We start from the raw sequence: 16,990 nt of genomic DNA, 5'->3' as shown, positions 1-16,990 counted from the left end.
TTGGCCGGAAACTTTACAGTCCGTAAATCATACCGGTTCGGTGTCAGGTCGGCTGTAACATTTAATTACTTCCGTAATATACCTGTCGTTTGGAACATCCGTTTTCCGCCCGGTGTCTTGCGGCGAGTCATCGCGTGTCGTCGGGCCAGACGGCTATCGTCCGGGCGCCCGTCACGCGCACGCATTTCCGGGATGCCGGTAGTTTAATGAAAGGAAACGTTTGCTGATTGACAGATCCGCGGCGCTGACGAATCGCGGATGGTGCCTCGCAGACCCATCACACGGCAGCGAACGTTCGCGCTCGCGCGCCGCAACGTCGGGCATCCGTTCTTCCCTGCTCGAGTAACGAAAGGGATGGTCATTAAAATGAAATAATAATGTTTGCAAATTGAATTATTCGCGCTCGCACAACCGGCGACATCCGCGCGTGCCCGCGCAAGTCACCGCCGCACTTCCCCGGCGGGCCCTTTGCTGCCGCTCGTAGCCGGGGTGTCGTCGTCGCCGCCGCGCGCCCAGAAGAAACGGTCGGGAACATAGGTGCCCATACCGGGCCGGAATGCGTGACGTACCGCCTGGTAAAGGTACTCCTGCGCTTCGCGGACGGCCTCGGCCGGATCCTGCCCGTGCGCGAGTAGCGCGGCCACCGCGGCGCCGAGCGTATCGGTGATGCCGGCCACCCGGTCCGGTCCGCGATCCCACAGGTCCTGGCGAAGCTGCCCGTCCTCGCTGAACAGCGTATTGACGAGCCGGTGCGTGCCCGTCTCCGTCGACAGAATGTATTCGCAGCCCTGCGACAGCAGATGCGAGATCGCGGCGTCGAGGCTGGGCGTCTCCGCGTCGCCGTCCGGCTGCGCGAGCGTGACGAGCGTCGCGTGGTCGGCGACCAGCAGCGTGGTTTGCGGTGCGAGCAGGTCGGCGATCGCTTCGCGCAGTTCGTCGGCGGCCAGCACGTGTTCGTCGTCGAGCGTGAAGTCGGGCGCAAGAATCAGCGGAACCTCGTCGTAGTCCGCCACGACTTCGGCGATCGCGCTCACGACTTCCGCGCGAGTCGCGGCGCCTACCTTGAACGCGGCGATCGGCATGTCTTCGAGCAGCATGCGCGCCTGGGTGGCGACGGTTTCCGGGTCGAGGCCGGTCACTTCGTCACAGCCTGCCGAGTCGCGTACCGTGTAGCCGGTCAGCACGCTGACGCCGTGGCAGCCCATGCTGGCCAGCGTCATCAGGTCGGCCTGGAGGCCGGAGCCGCCAGTGGGGTCGCTCAAGCCGAAGGTGAGGACGATCGGAGGGGTGTCGCTGGGCATGAAAAAGGTCGGAAGGATGAGTTGAACGGCGGGTGGTCGCGTCCCGGCCGTCTCAATTATGCGTCCGATTACGACGCCGCGCGCATTTTCCCTGCGGGAGCCGGGCTTGCGCGCCGCGCGCGGCAAGGTGTCGCGCCGCACCTGCCCACGACCCGCGCAAGCCCGGCGGCACAAGGCGCGCGCGGATTCCGGTCGCTAGGCATCGGGGCGGCAAAACGGTACCATCATGGCTCCCGTTTCAACGCTCTTTTAGACCCGACACAAGAATGGAATACAGAAGCTGGATGTGCCTGATCTGCGGCTGGATTTACGACGAAGAAGCCGGTTTGCCAGAGGAAGGAATCGCTCCGGGAACGCGCTGGGAAGATGTGCCGATCAACTGGACCTGTCCCGAATGCGGCGCGCGCAAGGAAGACTTCGAGATGGTCCAGATCTGAGCGTCATGCCCGGTCCGTGCGGCCCGGACGCCGGGCGTTCGCCGCGCGCCGCCATCGCGGCGCGGCGGCGGGACGGCGGCACGCCGGGTCGCTGATGCGCTTCGCCTTGTCGCGCGTGGGCGCCGCTGCCCGGCGCGCGCGCCAGTCCGCCGTCCCGATGGATGCTGCCTGCCGATGACTTCACGATCCGCCCCGTCCGAACCCTTCGATGCGTTGCTGAATCCGCGCGGCGGGTCGGTCCGTTCCGCCGAGCTTGCGCTCGCCGAGGCCCAGCTGGCGTTCGAGCAGCACGGCAACGCGGCGCCGCCGCTGCTGCGTGCGGCGGCCGCGCTGCGCGAAGCCGGCTGGGTTGCTGCGCAGCGCTTCGCGGACGCGCTGGTGCTCGCGTCGCCGCTCACGGCGGCGGAGGCGTCCGACGGCGGCGCGGAGATCCGCGACGGGTTCGGCGCCGCGCTGCGCGACTTTCGCGCGGCGCTCGCGCGGCACAACCTGCGCGAGCTGAGCTGCTCGCCCACGCTCTTCACGCATTATCAGGCGCTGTGCGCGCGCGTCGCGCAGCGCACGCCGGCGAGCTTCGGCGTCGCCTTCGACGACCTCGCGCTGGCCCGGCGGCCCGTGCCGCCCGCGCGCTTCGGCACGCAGCCGGCGCAGCCGCTCGCGCATCTGCGCGCCCGCTATGAACAGGCGCTGCTGCCGGTGCTGCGCGTGCATTCGAGCGACGGTCTCGCGAGCGCCGCGGCGAGCGCGCTCGCGCGGGCCGCGTTCGACGAACTCGACGCCTGTCTCGGCGACCTCGTTTCGTCCGATCCTTACGACTTCTGGCGTCTGGCCGCCGCGTGTGCGCGCGCGCTGCGGGGCAGCGGCCGGCTCGCGGGCGACCTCGATGCCCGGCGTTTTTACGCGCGCTGCAACCTCGCGCTCGCGGATCACGCACGCGGCCTGCCTCACGCGCCGCGCGCGCTGGTGCGCACGACGCTCGCGTTGCTGTGGCGCGACTATGCGCTGTTCGGCGCGGCTGCCGAAGACGCCGAGCAGGTCGAACTGCTGCACGACTACGGCCTCACGGTGGACTGGCACGTCGCGGGCACGCAGGCGTCCGAGGCGTTGTGGGAGGCGGGCGCCGCGCACGCGCAGCAGGCGGGCGGTCTCGCCGGTTCGCGCACGCGCGAGCTGGGCGTGCTGACGCTCAATGCGCAAGCGTATGAGGATTTTCTGCAGACCGCGGACGCATCGATGGCGGCGCTCGCCGGCAACGGGCACGCGCAGCCGTCCGCCGCGCCCGTGGATGCCGGCGCCGCGCTGCAGGCGGCGGCCGCGGCGTACCGGCTCGGCGCGGCCGCCTGTGCATCGGGGCTCGGCCACGTCGCGCTGCTGGCCGATGCGCTGGGCCTCGCGTGGCGTCGTCGCGCGCATGCCGGCGCGGCCGCGCAGACGCAGCCGGATGCGCCGCTCGCCGCGCCCGATGCGCGCGCGCTCGATCAGGCCGTGCAGGCGCTGCGTGCGATGCTGCACACGGTCGCGGCCGGCATCGCGCCGCCGGCCGCGGATGCGGCGCTCGCTGCATTGAGCCGCGCGCTCGAGCAGGACGGCGCGTAGGCCGTTCGCACGGCGCTGCCCGACGGGCCTGCGCATCGCGCGCGCCCATCCCGCTGCGCGGCGCGCATTCACCCGGATTCACCCGGATTCGCACCGGCGCGTTGGCGAGGTGTAAGCCCGTGATAGAGTGGCATCATCAATTGAACTGCTGTGGATGGAAGGCCGTCAGCGCGAAACCGCCAGCGTCCGCGCCCGCCATTGCCCATCGTCTTTGCTAGAATCTTCGCTATGTCCAAGAGTTCCGATCGCATCAATCTGACCAACCAGTTCCTGATCGCCATGCCCAACATGGCGGACCCCACGTTTTCAGGAACGGTGGTCTACCTTTGCGATCACAGTGAGCGCGGCGCGCTCGGCCTCGTGATCAACCGGCCGACCGATATCGACCTCGAAGCGCTCTTCAATCGCATCGACCTGAAGCTCGAAATCGAGCCCCTGCTGCACGTGCCGGTGTACTTCGGCGGTCCGGTGCAAACGGAGCGCGGTTTCGTGCTGCACTATCCGAAAGACGGCAGTCCGTACACGTCGTCGATGGCGGTGCCCGGCGGGCTCGAGATGACCACGTCGAAAGACGTGCTCGAAGCCGTCGCGAGCGGCACCGGTCCCGACCGCTTCCTGCTCACGCTCGGCCATGCCGGCTGGGGCGCCGGTCAGCTGGAAGACGAGATTTCGCGCAACGGCTGGCTGACCGTCGAAGCCGATCCGAAGATCGTGTTCGACGTGCCGGCCGAAGAGCGGCTCGAAGCGGCGCTTGCGCTGCTCGGCATCTCGCTGTCCACGCTCTCCGGCGAGGCGGGTCACGCATGAGCGACGCAGCCGGACGGGCAGCCACGCTGCTGGCGTTCGACTACGGCGAAAAGCGCATCGGCGTCGCGCTCGGCAATTCGCTCACGCGTAGTGCGCGCGCGCTCGTCGTCGTGCAGAACCGCGACCGCGCGTACCGCTTCGAGGCAATCGGCAAGCTGATCGCCGAATGGCAGCCCGATGCGCTCGTCGTCGGTCTGCCGATGTATCCGGACGGCACCCCGCACGCACGAACCCAGCTTGCCACCCGTTTCGGCAACCAGCTGAACGGCCGCTTCGGTCTGCCGGTCACGTGGGTCGACGAACGCTATTCGTCAGTCGAAGCGGAAGCGGACCTGCGCGCGCGCGGCGGCCGCGCGGACATGCTCGACGCCGAAGCGGCGCGCGTGATTCTCCAGCAATACCTTGACGGACTCCCTGACGCCCATGCGCTCCATTGACGCCGAAGCGCTCTATTGCGCGCTGCTCGACCAGATTCGCGCCGCCTGCGGCGCTGCGCTGGCGGGCGGCGGCACTGTGCTGGCCGGCATCCACAGCGGCGGAGCGTGGCTGGCCGAGCGCCTCGCGCAGGATCTGAACGCCAGCGCGTTCGGCGTCGTCAACGTCGCGCTGCACCGCGACGACTACGCGAAAAAAGGCCTGCACGCGCAGGCGAGCCCGACCTCGCTGCCGTTCGACGTCGACAATCGCCGCATCGTGCTCGTCGACGACGTGCTGTACACCGGCCGCACCGTGCGGGCCGCGCTCAACGAACTGTACGACTACGGCCGGCCGGCCGCGGTCGAACTCGCGGTGCTCGCCGATCGCGGCGGCCGCGAACTGCCGGTGGCGGCCCGCTTCGTCGGCGGCACGCTCGACGTGCCGGCCGATGCGAATCTCGTGCTGGCGCGCGACGCGGCGCCGCGCGGACGTTTCTCGTTCCATATCGAAGCGCGTGCCGAATGAGCGCGGCGGCGTGCGCGCCGTCCGCGGCAACGCGTTTCCGTTTGAATCCTTGACACCATGAACACCGCCAACCCGGTTCCCCAGACCCCGTCGCCCGCGAGCGACGCGCCGCAGCGTTATCGCTACGGCTTCCTGAAGGGCAATCCGCAGCTCACGAGAAACGGCGAGCTGAAGCACCTGCTGACCATCGACGGCCTGCCGCGCGCGATCGTCACGCACATTCTCGATACGGCCGCGCAGTTCGTCAGCGTAACGGACCGCGAGGTGAAGAAGGTACCGCTGCTGCGCGGCAAATCGGTGTTCAACCTGTTCTTCGAGAACTCGACGCGCACCCGCACCACCTTCGAGATCGCGGCGAAGCGCCTGTCGGCGGACGTGCTGAATCTGAACATCAACGCGTCGTCGACGAGCAAGGGCGAGTCGCTGCTCGACACGATCAACAACCTGTCGGCGATGCACGCGGACATGTTCGTCGTGCGGCACGCGTCGAGCGGCGCGCCCTATCTGATCGCCGAGCACTGCGCGCCGCACGTGCACGTGATCAACGCCGGCGACGGCCGTCATGCGCATCCCACGCAGGGCCTGCTCGACATGTACACGATCCGCCATTACAAGCGCGACTTCACGGGCTTGCGCGTCGCGATCGTCGGCGACATCCTGCATTCGCGCGTCGCGCGCTCCGACATTCATGCGCTCACCACGCTCGGGGTGCCCGAGGTGCGCGCGATCGGCCCGCGCACGCTGCTGCCCGGCGGTCTCGAACAGATGGGCGTGCGGGTGTTCCACAACCTCGACGAGGGGCTGAAGGGCGTCGACGTGATCATCATGCTGCGGCTGCAGAACGAGCGCATGAGCGGCGCGCTGCTGCCGTCCGCGCAGGAGTATTTCAAGAGCTGGGGGCTCACGCCGGAGCGTCTCGCGCTCGCCGCGCCGGATGCGATCGTGATGCACCCGGGGCCGATGAACCGCGGCGTCGAGATCGATTCGCAGGTCGCGGACGGCCCGCAATCGGTGATCCTGAACCAGGTGACGTTCGGCATTGCGGTGCGCATGGCGGTGATGGGCATCGTCGCCGGCAACCATGACTGATCAACCGGCGACGCACCACGAAAGGCAGCAGATGAATATCCATATCAAAGGCGGCACGCTGATCGACCCGGTAGCGGGCACCGAAGTGCGCGAGGACCTGTTTGTCGCGGCGGGCCGGATCGCCGCGCGCGGCGCCGCGCCGGCGGACTTCCGCGCGCAGCGCACGATCGACGCGACCGGACTCGCCGTTGCGCCGGGACTCGTCGATCTGTGCGCGCGGCTGCGCGAACCGGGCTTCGAGCACAAGGCGACGCTCGAATCGGAGATGGCCGCGGCGCTCGCGGGCGGCGTGACGAGTCTCGTCTGTCCGCCCGACACGGATCCCGTGCTCGACGAGCCCGGCCTCGTCGAGATGCTGAAGTTTCGCGCGCGCAACCTGAACCAGGCGCATGTCTATCCGCTCGGCGCGTTGACGGTCGGCCTGAAAGGCCAGGCGATCACCGAGATGGTGGAGCTGACCGAAGCGGGCTGCGTCGGCTTTTCGCAGGCGGATGCGCCGGTGATCGATACGCAGGCGCTGCTGCGCGCGCTGCAGTACGCGAACACCTACGGCTACACCGTGTGGCTGCGTCCGCTCGATGCGCATCTGGGCAAGGGCGGCGTGGCGGCAAGCGGCGCGCTCGCGTCGCGCCTCGGGCTGTCGGGCGTGCCGGTGTGCGCGGAGACGATTGCGCTGCACACGATCTTCGAACTGATGCGCGTGACCGGCGCGCGCGTGCATCTTGCGCACCTGTCGTCGGCTGCGGGCGTCGCGCTGGTGCGTGCGGCGAAAGCGGAAGGGCTGCCGGTGACGGCGGACGTCACCGCGAACCATCTGCATCTGATCGACCTCGACATCGGCTACTTCGATGCGCAGTTTCGTCTCGATCCGCCGCTGCGCGCGCAGCGCGACCGCGATGCGATCCGTGCCGCGCTCGCGGACGGCACGCTCGACGCGATCTGCTCGGCGCACACGCCGGTCGACGACGACGAAAAGCTGCTGCCGTTCGCCGAGGCGACGCCCGGCGCGACCGGGCTGGAACTGCTGCTGTCGCTGACGGTGAAATGGGCCGACGAGAGCGGCGTGCCGCTCGCGCAGGCGCTCGCACGCATTACCGCGGCGCCGGCGCGCGTGCTGCAGCGCGACGCGGGGACGCTCGCGGTGGGCGCGGCAGCCGATCTGTGCGTGTTCGAGCGCGCTGCGCACTGGCGCGTCGAACCGCGCGCGCTGAAAAGCCAGGGCCGCAACACGCCGTTTCTCGGCTATGAACTGCCGGCGCGGGTGCGCGCGACGCTCGTCGCGGGGCGGCTCGCGTACGAGGCGTACGAAGCGCGCGAGCCGGCGTGACAGCGGCTCGCCTGCGCTGAACAACACGCCAACACGCCGCGCGACGATCACCGAATCCTTATCCACTCTCACCGTTCCGACGATGAAGCTCGCACTCCGCAAGGCCCGCCTGCTCGTTCACCTGCTGCACGGCATGTGGATCGTCGCGACGCGCTTTCCGCGCGCGGACGCGGACGAGCGCGCCGCGCTGAACCGTGCGTGGTCGCTGCGCATGCTGCGGCTGTGCGGGATGCGTCTGGTGGTCCACAACGACGCCGCGCGGCTCGACAGCGGCGTGCTGGTCGTCGCGAACCACGTGTCGTGGATCGACATCTACGTGATCAACGCGTGGCGGCCGACGCCGTTCGTGTCGAAGGCGGAGGTGCGCCACTGGCCGCTGGTCGGCTGGCTCGCCCAGCAACTGGGGACGGTGTTCATCCAGCGCGAGAAGCGCAGCGACGCGAAGCGCATCATGCATGAGCTGGCGGCGCGGCTGTCGGCGGGTGAGCTGATGTGCGTGTTTCCGGAGGGCACCACGTCGGATGGCGTTGCGCTGCTGCCGTTCCACGCGAATCTGTTCCAGGCGGCCGTGTCGGCGGACCGCCCGGTGCAGCCGGTCTGCCTGATGTACGAGGATGCGCACGGCCGCCAGTCGAGCGCGCCGGCCTATATCGGCGACATGTCGCTCGCGCAGTCGCTCGACGCGCTGCTGCGCGGCGGACCGCTGACCGCGCACGTCCATGTTGGCGACGCGCTCGCGGCCGGCGGCGAACGGCGCGCGCTTGCCGCGCAGGCCGAGGCGGCGGTCGCGCAGGCGCTGCGCACCCTCCAGACGGGCGTCCTGGCGCCGGTCGCACCTGTCGAGCCGGTCGAGCCGGTCGAGCCGGTCGTGCCTGTCGTGGCGGCCGTGGCGGTCGTGCCGGCCGCGCAGCCGTGGACGGCGGATGCAGGGACGGGCGACGCGGACGCAGCCGGCGGATCGGCTCGCGTCGTGCCCGCGCTCGACGCGAACGGGCGGCGCGGCGAGCGCTAGCCGGCGCTGCTCCCGCAGTCGTCGCCATTGCCGCAAGCGACCTGGGTGAGCGTGCGCTCGGCCGGGTTGGCGGCGAGGCGCACTGCCGACAGCTTCGCACCCCATACGCAGCCGGAGTCGAGGCCGATCAGGTTGTCGCGCATCAGCAGGCCGAGCGCGGCCCAGTGACCGAACACGACGGTGAGGTCGGCGGTCTTGCGCGACGGCACGTCGAACCACGGGACGCAGTCGCGCGGCGCGGCATCGAGGCCGCCGCTCGACGTGAAATCCATCCGGCCGTCGAGGTCGCAAAAGCGCATGCGCGTGAGCGCGGAGCAGGTCACGCGCAGCCGCTCGATACCCTTCAGGCCGGGCTTCCAGCGACTCGGCTCGTTGCCGTAAAGACCCGCGAGCGTTTCCTTCCAGTCAGGCGCGCGCAGTGCGCGCGACAGATCGTCGGCGAGTTCGAGCGTCGTGGTGAGGTCCCACTGCGGCAACACGCCTGCGTGCACCAGCAGCATGCCGTTGTCGAAATGCGCGAGCGGGCGGTGGCGCAGCCAGTCGAGCAGCTCTTCGGCGTCCGGCGCGGCAAGAATGTCGTCGATGGTGTCGCCTTTTTTCGACTTGCGGATGCCGGCCGCGACGGACAGCAGGTGCAGGTCGTGATTGCCGAGCACGAGTTTCGCGCGCTCGCCGAGGGCGACCACGTCGCGCAGGGTGGCAAGCGAAGCGGGGCCCCGGTTGATCAGATCGCCGGCGAACCAGAGCGGGGTATCCGGGGTCGGGGACAGTTTGTCGAGCAGCGCCCGGAAAGCGGAATGACAGCCTTGCAGGTCGCCGAAGGCGAGGGGGGGAGGGGGCATGGAGTAAAAGTGGCTGGAATGCGACGGGCGAAAAACAGGATCTGCCACGAGTGTACCGCTTGCGCCCGACGGGCCGGTGTCCGGGTGATGCGGCGAGGTGTGCGGGCCTGTCTTGCGTGACCAGGGTGGGGTCGGGCACGGCTGCGTGGAGCCGCGCCGCCGCTTTGCGTAGCCCGCGCAGCGACCGGGTAAAATGCCGAGCCAGAGGGGGCGTGCGACGCGCCATCGGATCGATGCGATACAGTGGTGACAGGCCGCTACATTCCAGAGGGAACTCCATGATTCTCGTGACGGGCGGCGCCGGTTTCATCGGCGCCAATTTCGTGCTCGACTGGCTGAGCCAGTCCGACGAAGCCGTGCTGAACGTCGACAAGCTGACGTATGCCGGCAACCTGCGCACGTTGAAGTCGCTGGAAGGCGACGCGCGGCACGTGTTCGCACGGGTCGACATCTGCGATCGCGCGGCGCTCGATGCACTGTTCGCCGAGCACGCTCCGCGCGCTGTCGTGCATTTTGCCGCAGAAAGCCACGTAGACCGCTCGATTCATGGACCCGGCGACTTCGTACAGACCAATGTGGTTGGCACGTTCACACTGCTGGAAGCAGCACGGGCTCACTGGAGCGGCCTGGACGACGCCGATCGGGCGGCGTTCCGTTTCCTGCACGTGTCGACTGACGAGGTGTTCGGCTCGCTGTCGCCAACCGATCCGCAGTTTTCCGAAACCACGCCGTATGCGCCGAACAGCCCGTATTCGGCCTCGAAGGCCGGCTCGGATCATCTCGTGCGCGCATGGCATCACACATATGGCCTGCCGACGCTGACGACGAACTGTTCGAACAATTATGGTCCGTACCAGTTCCCCGAAAAGCTGATTCCGCTGATGATGGCGAACGCGCTCGCGGGCAAGCCGTTACCGGTCTATGGCGACGGACAGAACGTGCGCGACTGGCTGTACGTGGGCGACCATTGCAGCGCGATTCGCGCGGTGCTCGCGCGCGGCACGCCGGGCGAGACGTACAACATCGGCGGCTGGAACGAGAAGACGAACCTGGAGGTCGTGCACACGCTGTGCGATCTGCTCGATGCGGCGCGGCCGAAAGGCGCGGGCTCGTACCGCGACCAGATCACGTATGTGAAGGACCGTCCGGGCCACGACCGGCGCTATGCGATCGATGCGCGCAAGCTGGAGCGCACGCTGGGCTGGAAGCCGGCGGAGACATTCGAGACGGGGCTCGCGAAGACCGTGAACTGGTATCTCGATCAGCAGGCGTGGGTCGACGAGGTCGTGTCGGGCGACTACCGCAAGTGGGTCGAGACGAATTACGCGCAACGCGCCTGAGGACATCCGAGATGGCACGCAAAGGCATCATTCTCGCGGGAGGCTCCGGTACGCGGCTCTATCCGATCACGCACGTCGTGTCGAAACAGCTGCTGCCGGTCTACGACAAGCCGATGATCTACTACCCGCTCTCCACGCTGATGGTGGCCGGCATTCGCGACGTGCTGATCATCTCGACGCCGGAAGACACGCCGCGCTTCGAGGCGATGCTCGGCGACGGCAGCCAGTGGGGGATGAACATCCGGTATGCGGTGCAGCCGTCGCCGGACGGGCTCGCGCAGGCGTTCATCATCGGCCGGGATTTCGTCGGCAATGATCCTTCGGCGCTGATTCTCGGCGACAACATTTTTTACGGGCACGACCTTGCGAAGCAGCTCGAGTGCGCCAACGCGCGCACGAGTGGCGCGACCGTCTTTGCCTATCACGTTCAGGATCCCGAGCGATATGGCGTCGTCGAATTCGACCGCGAATTTCACGCGGTGTCGATCGAGGAGAAGCCGGCGAAGCCACGTTCGAACTACGCGGTCACGGGCTTGTACTTCTACGACAACACGGTGTGCGACATCGCGCGCGAGATCACGCCGTCCGGGCGCGGCGAGCTGGAAATCACCGATGTGAATCTGCATTACCTGAAGCGTGCCGCGCTCGAAGTCGAAATCATGGGGCGCGGGTATGCGTGGCTCGATACGGGCACGCACGATTCGCTGATCGAAGCAGCGGCGTTCATCGCGACCTTGCAAAAACGTCAGGGTCTCGTGGTCGCCTGCCCCGAGGAAATTGCCTATCGGCAGCAATGGATCGACGCGGCGCAACTGCAGCGGCTCGCGGTACCGCTCGCGAAGAATCGCTATGGCCAATATCTGCTCAACCTTCTTGCGGACCAGGTCGTATGGCAATCACGGTAACGCCGACGTCGCTTGCAGACGTCAAGCTCGTCGAGCCACAGGTGTTCGGCGATGCGCGCGGATATTTCTTCGAAAGCTTCAATGCCCGCGATTTTGCGCAACAGGTCGCACCCGGCCTCGCCTTCGTGCAGGACAACCATTCCCGTTCGATGCGCGGCGTGCTGCGCGGCCTGCACTATCAGATCCGGCAGCCCCAGGGCAAGCTCGTGCGTGTCGTCGCGGGGGAGGTGTGGGATGTCGCAGTCGATCTGCGGCGCAGTTCCGCGACGTTCGGCCAGTGGACAGGCGTTCATCTGAGCGCGGACAACCGTCGCCAGCTCTGGATTCCCCCGGGGTTCGCGCATGGCTTCGTCGTGCTGTCCGACGCCGCCGAGTTTCTGTACAAGACGACCGATTACTGGAGTCCCGAGCACGAGCGCAGCATCGTCTGGAACGATCCGGACCTGGCGATCGCATGGCCGATCGACTTTGTGCCTGTCGTGGCGCAGAAGGACGCAGCCGGCAAGCGCCTGGCAGAAGCGGAGTGTTTCGCGTGAGCGCGTCGATGCCTGCGCTGCGGCAGGAGCGCGTGATCCTGCTGACCGGCGTCGGCGGTCAGGTCGGTTTCGAGCTCGCGCGCAGTCTTCAGGGGCTCGGTCGCGTGGTTGCGGTCGGGCGCGGCGAGATGGACCTCGCCGATTTCGATCAGGTGCACCGGGTGCTGCGCGACGTGAAGCCGCACCTGATCGTCAATCCGGCCGCGCATACGGCGGTCGATCAGGCCGAGACGGACGTCGAACGCGCGACGCGGCTGAATGCCGAAGCTCCCGCTTTGCTCGCACAGGAAGCGCGGCGACTTGGCGCGAAGCTGGTCCACTATTCGACCGATTACGTGTTCGACGGCAGCCTTGCGCGTGCTTACGTGGAAACCGATCGCGTCGGTCCGCTGAACGTGTATGGCCGCAGCAAGCTTGCGGGCGAACAGGCGATCGCGGCCGCAGGCGGCGGCCACCTGATCTTTCGGACCAGCTGGGTCTATGGACTGCGCGGCCGAAATTTCCTTCTGACGATGCTCAGGCTCGCCGCCGAGCGTGACGCGTTGCAGGTGGTCTCCGATCAGATCGGGGCGCCGACGTGGTCCGCCACGATCGCGGCGCTCACCGCCGAGGTGCTCGCGCAGGCGGTGGCGGCCGACGACTGGAACCGCTGGTGGGACGACCATTCGGGCGTCTACCATCTGAGCGCGGGCGGCGAGACGTCGTGGTGCGGCTTTGCCGAAGCGATCTTCGAGATGAGCGGGCTGGCGAGGCGGCCTCGCGTCGAACCGATCCCAGGTTCGGCGTATCCGACGCCCGCAGTGCGGCCGCGCAACTCGCGACTCTCGAACGACAAACTGGCCCGGACATTTGGCTTGCGCGCGCCGCACTGGCGGGAGGCGCTGGGCCTGTGCCTGGCCCAGCGTTGACAAAGTCGGTTCAGTGCCGGATACTTCCGCAGTTACACACCAATTTATGCGATAGTGCTGTCTCATTAGGTTTTCGCTCAACTTTTGGCTGTGCTCTGTGTGTTTCTGACGCTGCAAGCGATGCGCGCACGGCGATCGCAGTCAGGTTGACGCACAGTCAGCTTTCAGTACCCATCAGCAGATGCGACCGGTATCCGTGCAAGGTTCGGTAAGGTCGCGTTCTATGCTCAATCAACACACAGTCTGCAAGACTGGCCTTCAAAATTACCGAGAGTGAAGTATCTAAACGCCGTTAACGACATCCGGGATGGTTTGCGCTGCCGTGATCTGTGGGTGGCGCTGGGTATGCAGGATATTCGTCAGCGCTATCGGCGCTCGATGCTCGGCCCGTTCTGGCTGACAATCAGCATGGCGGTGATGATCGGTGCAATGGGGCCGCTCTACGGTGCGCTGTTCAAGTACAACCCTGTCAGCTTCATTCCGCATCTCGCACTCGGCCTGATCATCTGGGCGTTCATTGCCGGGCAGATCGCCGACTTCGGCGAGGCATTCTCGAACTCGACGAACTACTTGCGGCAGATGAAACTGCCGCTGTCGATGTTCGTGTTTCGCGTGATGTGCCGGCATCTCATCATTCTCGGACACAACATTCTCGTCTACGTCGTGGTGTGGGCGGTGTTGCCGGTTCACCTGAATGCGACGCTGCTGGTCTTGCCGCTGTCGATGTTCATCGTGCTCGTGAACCTGTTCTGGATGGGCTGCATTACGAGCATCTTCTGCACGCGCTATCGCGACATGCATCCGGTGATCGGCAACCTGATGCAGGTGATGTTCTTCGTGACGCCGATCATCTGGAAGGCCGAGCAGCTTTCGCCGGCGCGTCAGCATCTGATCCATCTGAATCCTTTCTTCTATCTCCTCGAACTGCTGCGTCAGCCTCTGCTCGGGGCCATGCCGGCGCCGGCGATCTGGATCACCGCGTCCGCCATGGGCGTCGTGGGGCTGGGTATCGCGTTGCTCATGCTGGGCAAGCTGCGGCATCGCGTGACGTACTGGCTTTGACGGAGAACGTTCACATGCATATTTCGCTCGAGAACGTCACCGTTCGTTTTCCGATTTACGATGCGCGGCAGCGTTCGTTCAAGCGTGCGGTGATGGCGGCCGCCACCGGCGGCAAGCTGGTGGGCAAGTCGGGTCATACGGTCGTGGAGGCGCTGCGCGATATCAACCTTGAGGTTGCGCAGGGCGACCGCATCGCGCTGATTGGCGACAACGGCGCCGGCAAGACGACGCTCTTGCGCGTGCTGGCGGGCGTGTACGAGCCGGAGATCGGCAAGATCCGTGTGCAGGGGCGCGTGACGAGCCTGCTGGACTCGATGCTGGGGATGGATCTGGAGTCGACCGGGTACGAGAACATGTACCTGCGGGGGCTCTTCCTCGGCCTGAAGTCGAAGCAGATTGCGAGTCTTGCCGAGGAGATCGCGGAGTTCAGCGAACTCGGCGATTTCCTTAACGTTCCGGTGCGGACGTATTCGTCGGGTATGACGTTGCGCCTCGCGTTTTCGATCTCCACGATCATCAAGCCAGAAATTCTGCTGATGGACGAGTGGATGAGCGTGGGCGACGAGCATTTCAAGCACAAGGCCGAAGAGCGCCTCGAGCAATTCGTGAGCGACGCGGGCATTCTGGTGATCGCCACACACGATCACGGGCTTGCCGAAAGACTCGCCACGCGCCGTATCACCATGGAGCACGGCACGATCGTCTCCGAGGCCTGAGCGCGCGCAAACGCGCGTCGTTCGTCCGGCAGGGCAGGGCTCTGCCGGGCCGATGCGGCGGTGTTGCCTGGTGACGTGTTGACGATCCATTCTGCCTGATGGTTATCTGGCACATCTCTCCGCGGCTTTGTTCGAGGGCACACAGGCTCGGAGCGCTACCGCTTCGCGCGCAGGCATTGCAGGAGAGCTTCCCTTGCGCGCGACAGGTGTGAGACCGCTTCACATGAGCGCGTGTGTGCGGCAGCGACAAGACACCTCTTGATTTTGTCAGGCGAGTTTTTTTTGCCAATCGTTATCCTGACAAATTCTTTCAAAGAATCATCCTCTCCGGTGGCAGTGTCAGAGTACGCTATGTCCCTGTGACAGCTTGGTGCTTGCCGGACACTGTGACGAACATCGTCGCGTCGCGGCCGGGCGACAAGGTGCCCAAAATGGCGGGCGGACCCCCATGATCATGCGGAAGCGTCTGTCGGCTATTTCCCGTTGTTTTCAATACCTGGCATTCATTTAAGAGGGCGCGTTGATGGAAGGTCCGTTGATTTCGATTGTGGTTCCGACCACGGGAAAGGAACGAAATCTCTTTCGGTGTCTGAGTTCCCTGGTGAACAACGCACCCCCGCTGCTCCTCTCCCGTGCCGAACTGATCGTATTCCTGAATCCAGATCCGAATTCGCCGATCGATTACGCGCGCGTCGAGGCACGGCTGGAAACGATCAGATCCTTGTTTCATGTGCTTAAGGTGGTGCGTTCGGATCGCTTCGAACTGACCGCGGAGGAATCCGCGTATGCCGCTTCGGCATACGTACAGGGGCGGTACATCTGGCTCGCGGGCGACAAGCGGATATTCCTTCCGGAAGGTTTGCGGGCCCTGACGGACTGGCTGAATGCGCCGACTGCGCCGGCGGTCTACTTCAACTCCAGCTGGATAGATCAAACGGGCAAGACCAACAGTGTTCCTTCGACGCACATGGTGCACGCGCGCGCCGCGATGCCCTACAAGCGCTTCGTGATGAGCACGGGCATCAATTTTATTGCCACAGGGATGGGTGCGTGGATCTTCGAGAGAGAGCGTCTCGATCGTACGGTCTGGAAAGAGATCATCGACACCTGTGGTCCTCATTTCTCTCACGTGACGACTGCGCTCGCCACGCTGCACGACGAGCAGGTGCAATATTTCTCGATGTACCTTGTTCAGGTTGAAAGCAAGGCATATCACGCGGGCGACGATACCGAATGGGCACGGTATTCGAGCCTTGCGAAGACCTACCGCTACTATGCGTGGACGTTCGGGCTGGTGCGTCAGTTTAACTATCTGATTCGCAGGGGCGCTTACAACTACGGTGACGTTCGCCGGTCGATGTGCTCCGAGGGAATGTTGTTGCGTCGCCAGGTCGATGAAATATATTCGCATCTTGTCGCACAGGTCCGCTTTGGCTGGTTCAAGAAGGCCGAGCGCATTACGCCGGACGAGTTTGGCGAGATTTATGACTTTCTGTGCCGTTCCTGTCCCGAGAAAGTCATTCTGAACGAAATGCTCAAGGAGCTTTATTCGGGATGCGAAGCATTGAGCGAGCGCCAGTTCGTGAAGAAACTGGGTCTGATATTTGATGCGATGGGGGTCGATGGACTTACTCCGCTGTTCGGCACCTTGACCGTGGCCCAGATCGGTGACCGCTTCGTCCGGTTGCATCCGCGCGGCTATGTCGTGTCGCCAGTCGAAGACAACGAGAATTTTCTGCTCGCGTACAAATTCATCGATTCCCCTACGGTTGCCGAGCAGTGGCAGATCGTTAGCGAAGCGGAGATGGACGACTTCCAGTTCCTCGAACCTGTTACCCGGCTGGAAAAGCTCTACCCACGAAGCGCCACACAGACGCGTCGTCCCAATGCATTCAGGCGGGTTACCCGCGCGCTGGTCGTACGTCTCTACCGTCACCGGCTAACGTACGCGTTAGTGGCGCGTTTGCCCGGATCGCTGAAATCCCGGCTACGGGCACTGTTTTTCCGCTAGGTCTCGACGCCTCGGATACAGATCCACGGCTCGTGCAGCGATCGACGTCGGCGACCGGCCGGGCTTGCCTAGGGGCAGCGTAGGGTGCTGGCTGGACGTCCGTTCTCTGGCTGTCTTGCGGCGTGCGAGTGGGGGGCACGACGCGAGACGGCAATGTTG

General features: G+C 65.8%; 17 protein-coding genes. 15 read left to right on the top strand and 2 right to left on the bottom strand.

Features of this window, described 5'->3' with window-relative positions; translation table 11 throughout:
- Positions 1–440: 440 nt before the first annotated feature.
- Positions 441–1,301, bottom strand: a complete 861-nt coding sequence (locus AC3AP7_RS12660; protein WP_475762505.1) for a hydroxymethylpyrimidine/phosphomethylpyrimidine kinase — start codon at positions 1,299–1,301, stop codon at positions 441–443.
- Positions 1,302–1,567: 266 nt separating this feature from the next.
- On the opposite strand from AC3AP7_RS12660, the gene AC3AP7_RS12655 reads away from it, so the two are divergent.
- From AC3AP7_RS12655 to AC3AP7_RS12620, 8 genes are all read left to right on the top strand, one after another.
- Positions 1,568–1,738: a rubredoxin gene (locus tag AC3AP7_RS12655; protein ID WP_025527884.1), complete on the top strand. Its 171-nt coding sequence runs from the start codon at positions 1,568–1,570 to the stop codon at positions 1,736–1,738.
- Positions 1,739–1,912: 174 nt separating this feature from the next.
- Positions 1,913–3,334: a hypothetical protein gene (locus tag AC3AP7_RS12650; RefSeq protein WP_475762507.1), complete on the top strand. Its 1,422-nt coding sequence runs from the start codon at positions 1,913–1,915 to the stop codon at positions 3,332–3,334.
- Positions 3,335–3,562: 228 nt separating this feature from the next.
- Complete coding sequence (locus AC3AP7_RS12645) at positions 3,563–4,141, top strand: YqgE/AlgH family protein (protein ID WP_475762509.1); 579 nt, start codon at positions 3,563–3,565, stop codon at positions 4,139–4,141.
- Entirely contained in the window at positions 4,138–4,578 is a 441-nt protein-coding gene (ruvX, locus tag AC3AP7_RS12640) for a Holliday junction resolvase RuvX (protein WP_475762511.1), read from the top strand. The genes AC3AP7_RS12645 and ruvX overlap by 4 nt, the downstream gene beginning before the upstream one ends.
- Positions 4,565–5,083 carry a bifunctional pyr operon transcriptional regulator/uracil phosphoribosyltransferase PyrR gene (gene pyrR, locus AC3AP7_RS12635; protein ID WP_475762513.1) on the top strand — a complete coding sequence of 173 codons (519 nt, stop codon included), beginning with the start codon at positions 4,565–4,567 and terminating at the stop codon, positions 5,081–5,083. The genes ruvX and pyrR overlap by 14 nt, the downstream gene beginning before the upstream one ends.
- Before the next feature lie 57 nt (positions 5,084–5,140).
- Complete coding sequence (locus AC3AP7_RS12630) at positions 5,141–6,172, top strand: aspartate carbamoyltransferase catalytic subunit (protein WP_475762515.1); 1,032 nt, start codon at positions 5,141–5,143, stop codon at positions 6,170–6,172.
- Between the two features lie 31 nt (positions 6,173–6,203).
- The gene (locus AC3AP7_RS12625) at positions 6,204–7,499 is read left to right on the top strand and encodes a dihydroorotase (RefSeq protein ID WP_475762517.1); all 1,296 of its coding nucleotides are present in this window, start codon (positions 6,204–6,206) and stop codon (positions 7,497–7,499) included.
- 82 nt (positions 7,500–7,581) lie between these two features.
- On the top strand, positions 7,582–8,511 hold the full coding sequence (locus tag AC3AP7_RS12620; RefSeq protein WP_475762519.1) for a lysophospholipid acyltransferase family protein: 930 nt from the start codon (positions 7,582–7,584) through the stop codon (positions 8,509–8,511).
- Here the strand turns inward: AC3AP7_RS12620 and AC3AP7_RS12615 are convergent.
- Positions 8,508–9,353 (bottom strand): symmetrical bis(5'-nucleosyl)-tetraphosphatase, encoded by an 846-nt coding sequence (locus tag AC3AP7_RS12615; protein WP_475762521.1) that lies wholly within the window; start codon positions 9,351–9,353, stop codon positions 8,508–8,510. The genes AC3AP7_RS12620 and AC3AP7_RS12615 overlap by 4 nt on opposite strands.
- Before the next feature lie 278 nt (positions 9,354–9,631).
- Here AC3AP7_RS12615 and rfbB point away from each other — a divergent pair, with 278 nt between their 5' ends.
- From rfbB to AC3AP7_RS12580, 7 genes are all read left to right on the top strand, one after another.
- A complete protein-coding gene (gene rfbB / locus AC3AP7_RS12610) occupies positions 9,632–10,693 on the top strand; it encodes a dTDP-glucose 4,6-dehydratase (protein ID WP_475762523.1) in 1,062 nt (353 codons plus the stop codon).
- An 11-nt stretch (positions 10,694–10,704) separates the two neighbouring features.
- Entirely contained in the window at positions 10,705–11,598 is an 894-nt protein-coding gene (gene rfbA / locus AC3AP7_RS12605) for a glucose-1-phosphate thymidylyltransferase RfbA (RefSeq protein ID WP_475762525.1), read from the top strand.
- On the top strand, positions 11,583–12,134 hold the full coding sequence (gene rfbC, locus AC3AP7_RS12600; RefSeq protein ID WP_475762527.1) for a dTDP-4-dehydrorhamnose 3,5-epimerase: 552 nt from the start codon (positions 11,583–11,585) through the stop codon (positions 12,132–12,134). Before rfbA ends, rfbC begins: the two co-directional genes overlap by 16 nt.
- Positions 12,135–12,142: 8 nt before the next feature.
- Positions 12,143–13,042 (top strand): dTDP-4-dehydrorhamnose reductase, encoded by a 900-nt coding sequence (gene rfbD, locus AC3AP7_RS12595; protein WP_475767941.1) that lies wholly within the window; start codon positions 12,143–12,145, stop codon positions 13,040–13,042.
- A 273-nt stretch (positions 13,043–13,315) separates the two neighbouring features.
- Positions 13,316–14,104, top strand: coding sequence for an ABC transporter permease (locus AC3AP7_RS12590; RefSeq protein ID WP_487362644.1), 789 nt, complete (start codon positions 13,316–13,318; stop codon positions 14,102–14,104).
- A 14-nt stretch (positions 14,105–14,118) separates the two neighbouring features.
- Positions 14,119–14,820 (top strand): ABC transporter ATP-binding protein, encoded by a 702-nt coding sequence (locus tag AC3AP7_RS12585; RefSeq protein ID WP_475762531.1) that lies wholly within the window; start codon positions 14,119–14,121, stop codon positions 14,818–14,820.
- A 601-nt stretch (positions 14,821–15,421) separates the two neighbouring features.
- Positions 15,422–16,831 carry a hypothetical protein gene (locus AC3AP7_RS12580; protein ID WP_475762533.1) on the top strand — a complete coding sequence of 470 codons (1,410 nt, stop codon included), beginning with the start codon at positions 15,422–15,424 and terminating at the stop codon, positions 16,829–16,831.
- The last annotated feature ends 159 nt before the right edge of the window (positions 16,832–16,990 follow it).

The organism is Paraburkholderia sp. PAMB 6770 (genome assembly GCF_057748135.1).
Note: the sequence above shows the minus strand (reverse complement) of the source record. Positions and strands in the feature narration are given on the sequence as shown.

Bases quoted from the DNA above. Each gene is read 5' to 3' on its own strand.
- AC3AP7_RS12655 (WP_025527884.1), top strand. From the start codon at position 1,568: ATGGAATACAGAAGCTGGATGTGCCTGATCTGCGGCTGGATTTACGAC.
- AC3AP7_RS12645 (WP_475762509.1), top strand. From the start codon at position 3,563: ATGTCCAAGAGTTCCGATCGCATCAATCTGACCAACCAGTTCCTGATC.
- AC3AP7_RS12660 (WP_475762505.1), bottom strand. From the start codon at position 1,301: ATGCCCAGCGACACCCCTCCGATCGTCCTCACCTTCGGCTTGAGCGAC.
- AC3AP7_RS12625 (WP_475762517.1), top strand. From the start codon at position 6,204: ATGAATATCCATATCAAAGGCGGCACGCTGATCGACCCGGTAGCGGGC.
- rfbB (WP_475762523.1), top strand. From the start codon at position 9,632: ATGATTCTCGTGACGGGCGGCGCCGGTTTCATCGGCGCCAATTTCGTG.
- rfbD (WP_475767941.1), top strand. From the start codon at position 12,143: ATGCCTGCGCTGCGGCAGGAGCGCGTGATCCTGCTGACCGGCGTCGGC.
- AC3AP7_RS12650 (WP_475762507.1), top strand. From the start codon at position 1,913: ATGACTTCACGATCCGCCCCGTCCGAACCCTTCGATGCGTTGCTGAAT.
- AC3AP7_RS12630 (WP_475762515.1), top strand. From the start codon at position 5,141: ATGAACACCGCCAACCCGGTTCCCCAGACCCCGTCGCCCGCGAGCGAC.
- AC3AP7_RS12585 (WP_475762531.1), top strand. From the start codon at position 14,119: ATGCATATTTCGCTCGAGAACGTCACCGTTCGTTTTCCGATTTACGAT.
- AC3AP7_RS12620 (WP_475762519.1), top strand. From the start codon at position 7,582: ATGAAGCTCGCACTCCGCAAGGCCCGCCTGCTCGTTCACCTGCTGCAC.
- rfbC (WP_475762527.1), top strand. From the start codon at position 11,583: ATGGCAATCACGGTAACGCCGACGTCGCTTGCAGACGTCAAGCTCGTC.
- pyrR (WP_475762513.1), top strand. From the start codon at position 4,565: ATGCGCTCCATTGACGCCGAAGCGCTCTATTGCGCGCTGCTCGACCAG.
- AC3AP7_RS12615 (WP_475762521.1), bottom strand. From the start codon at position 9,353: ATGCCCCCTCCCCCCCTCGCCTTCGGCGACCTGCAAGGCTGTCATTCC.
- rfbA (WP_475762525.1), top strand. From the start codon at position 10,705: ATGGCACGCAAAGGCATCATTCTCGCGGGAGGCTCCGGTACGCGGCTC.
- ruvX (WP_475762511.1), top strand. From the start codon at position 4,138: ATGAGCGACGCAGCCGGACGGGCAGCCACGCTGCTGGCGTTCGACTAC.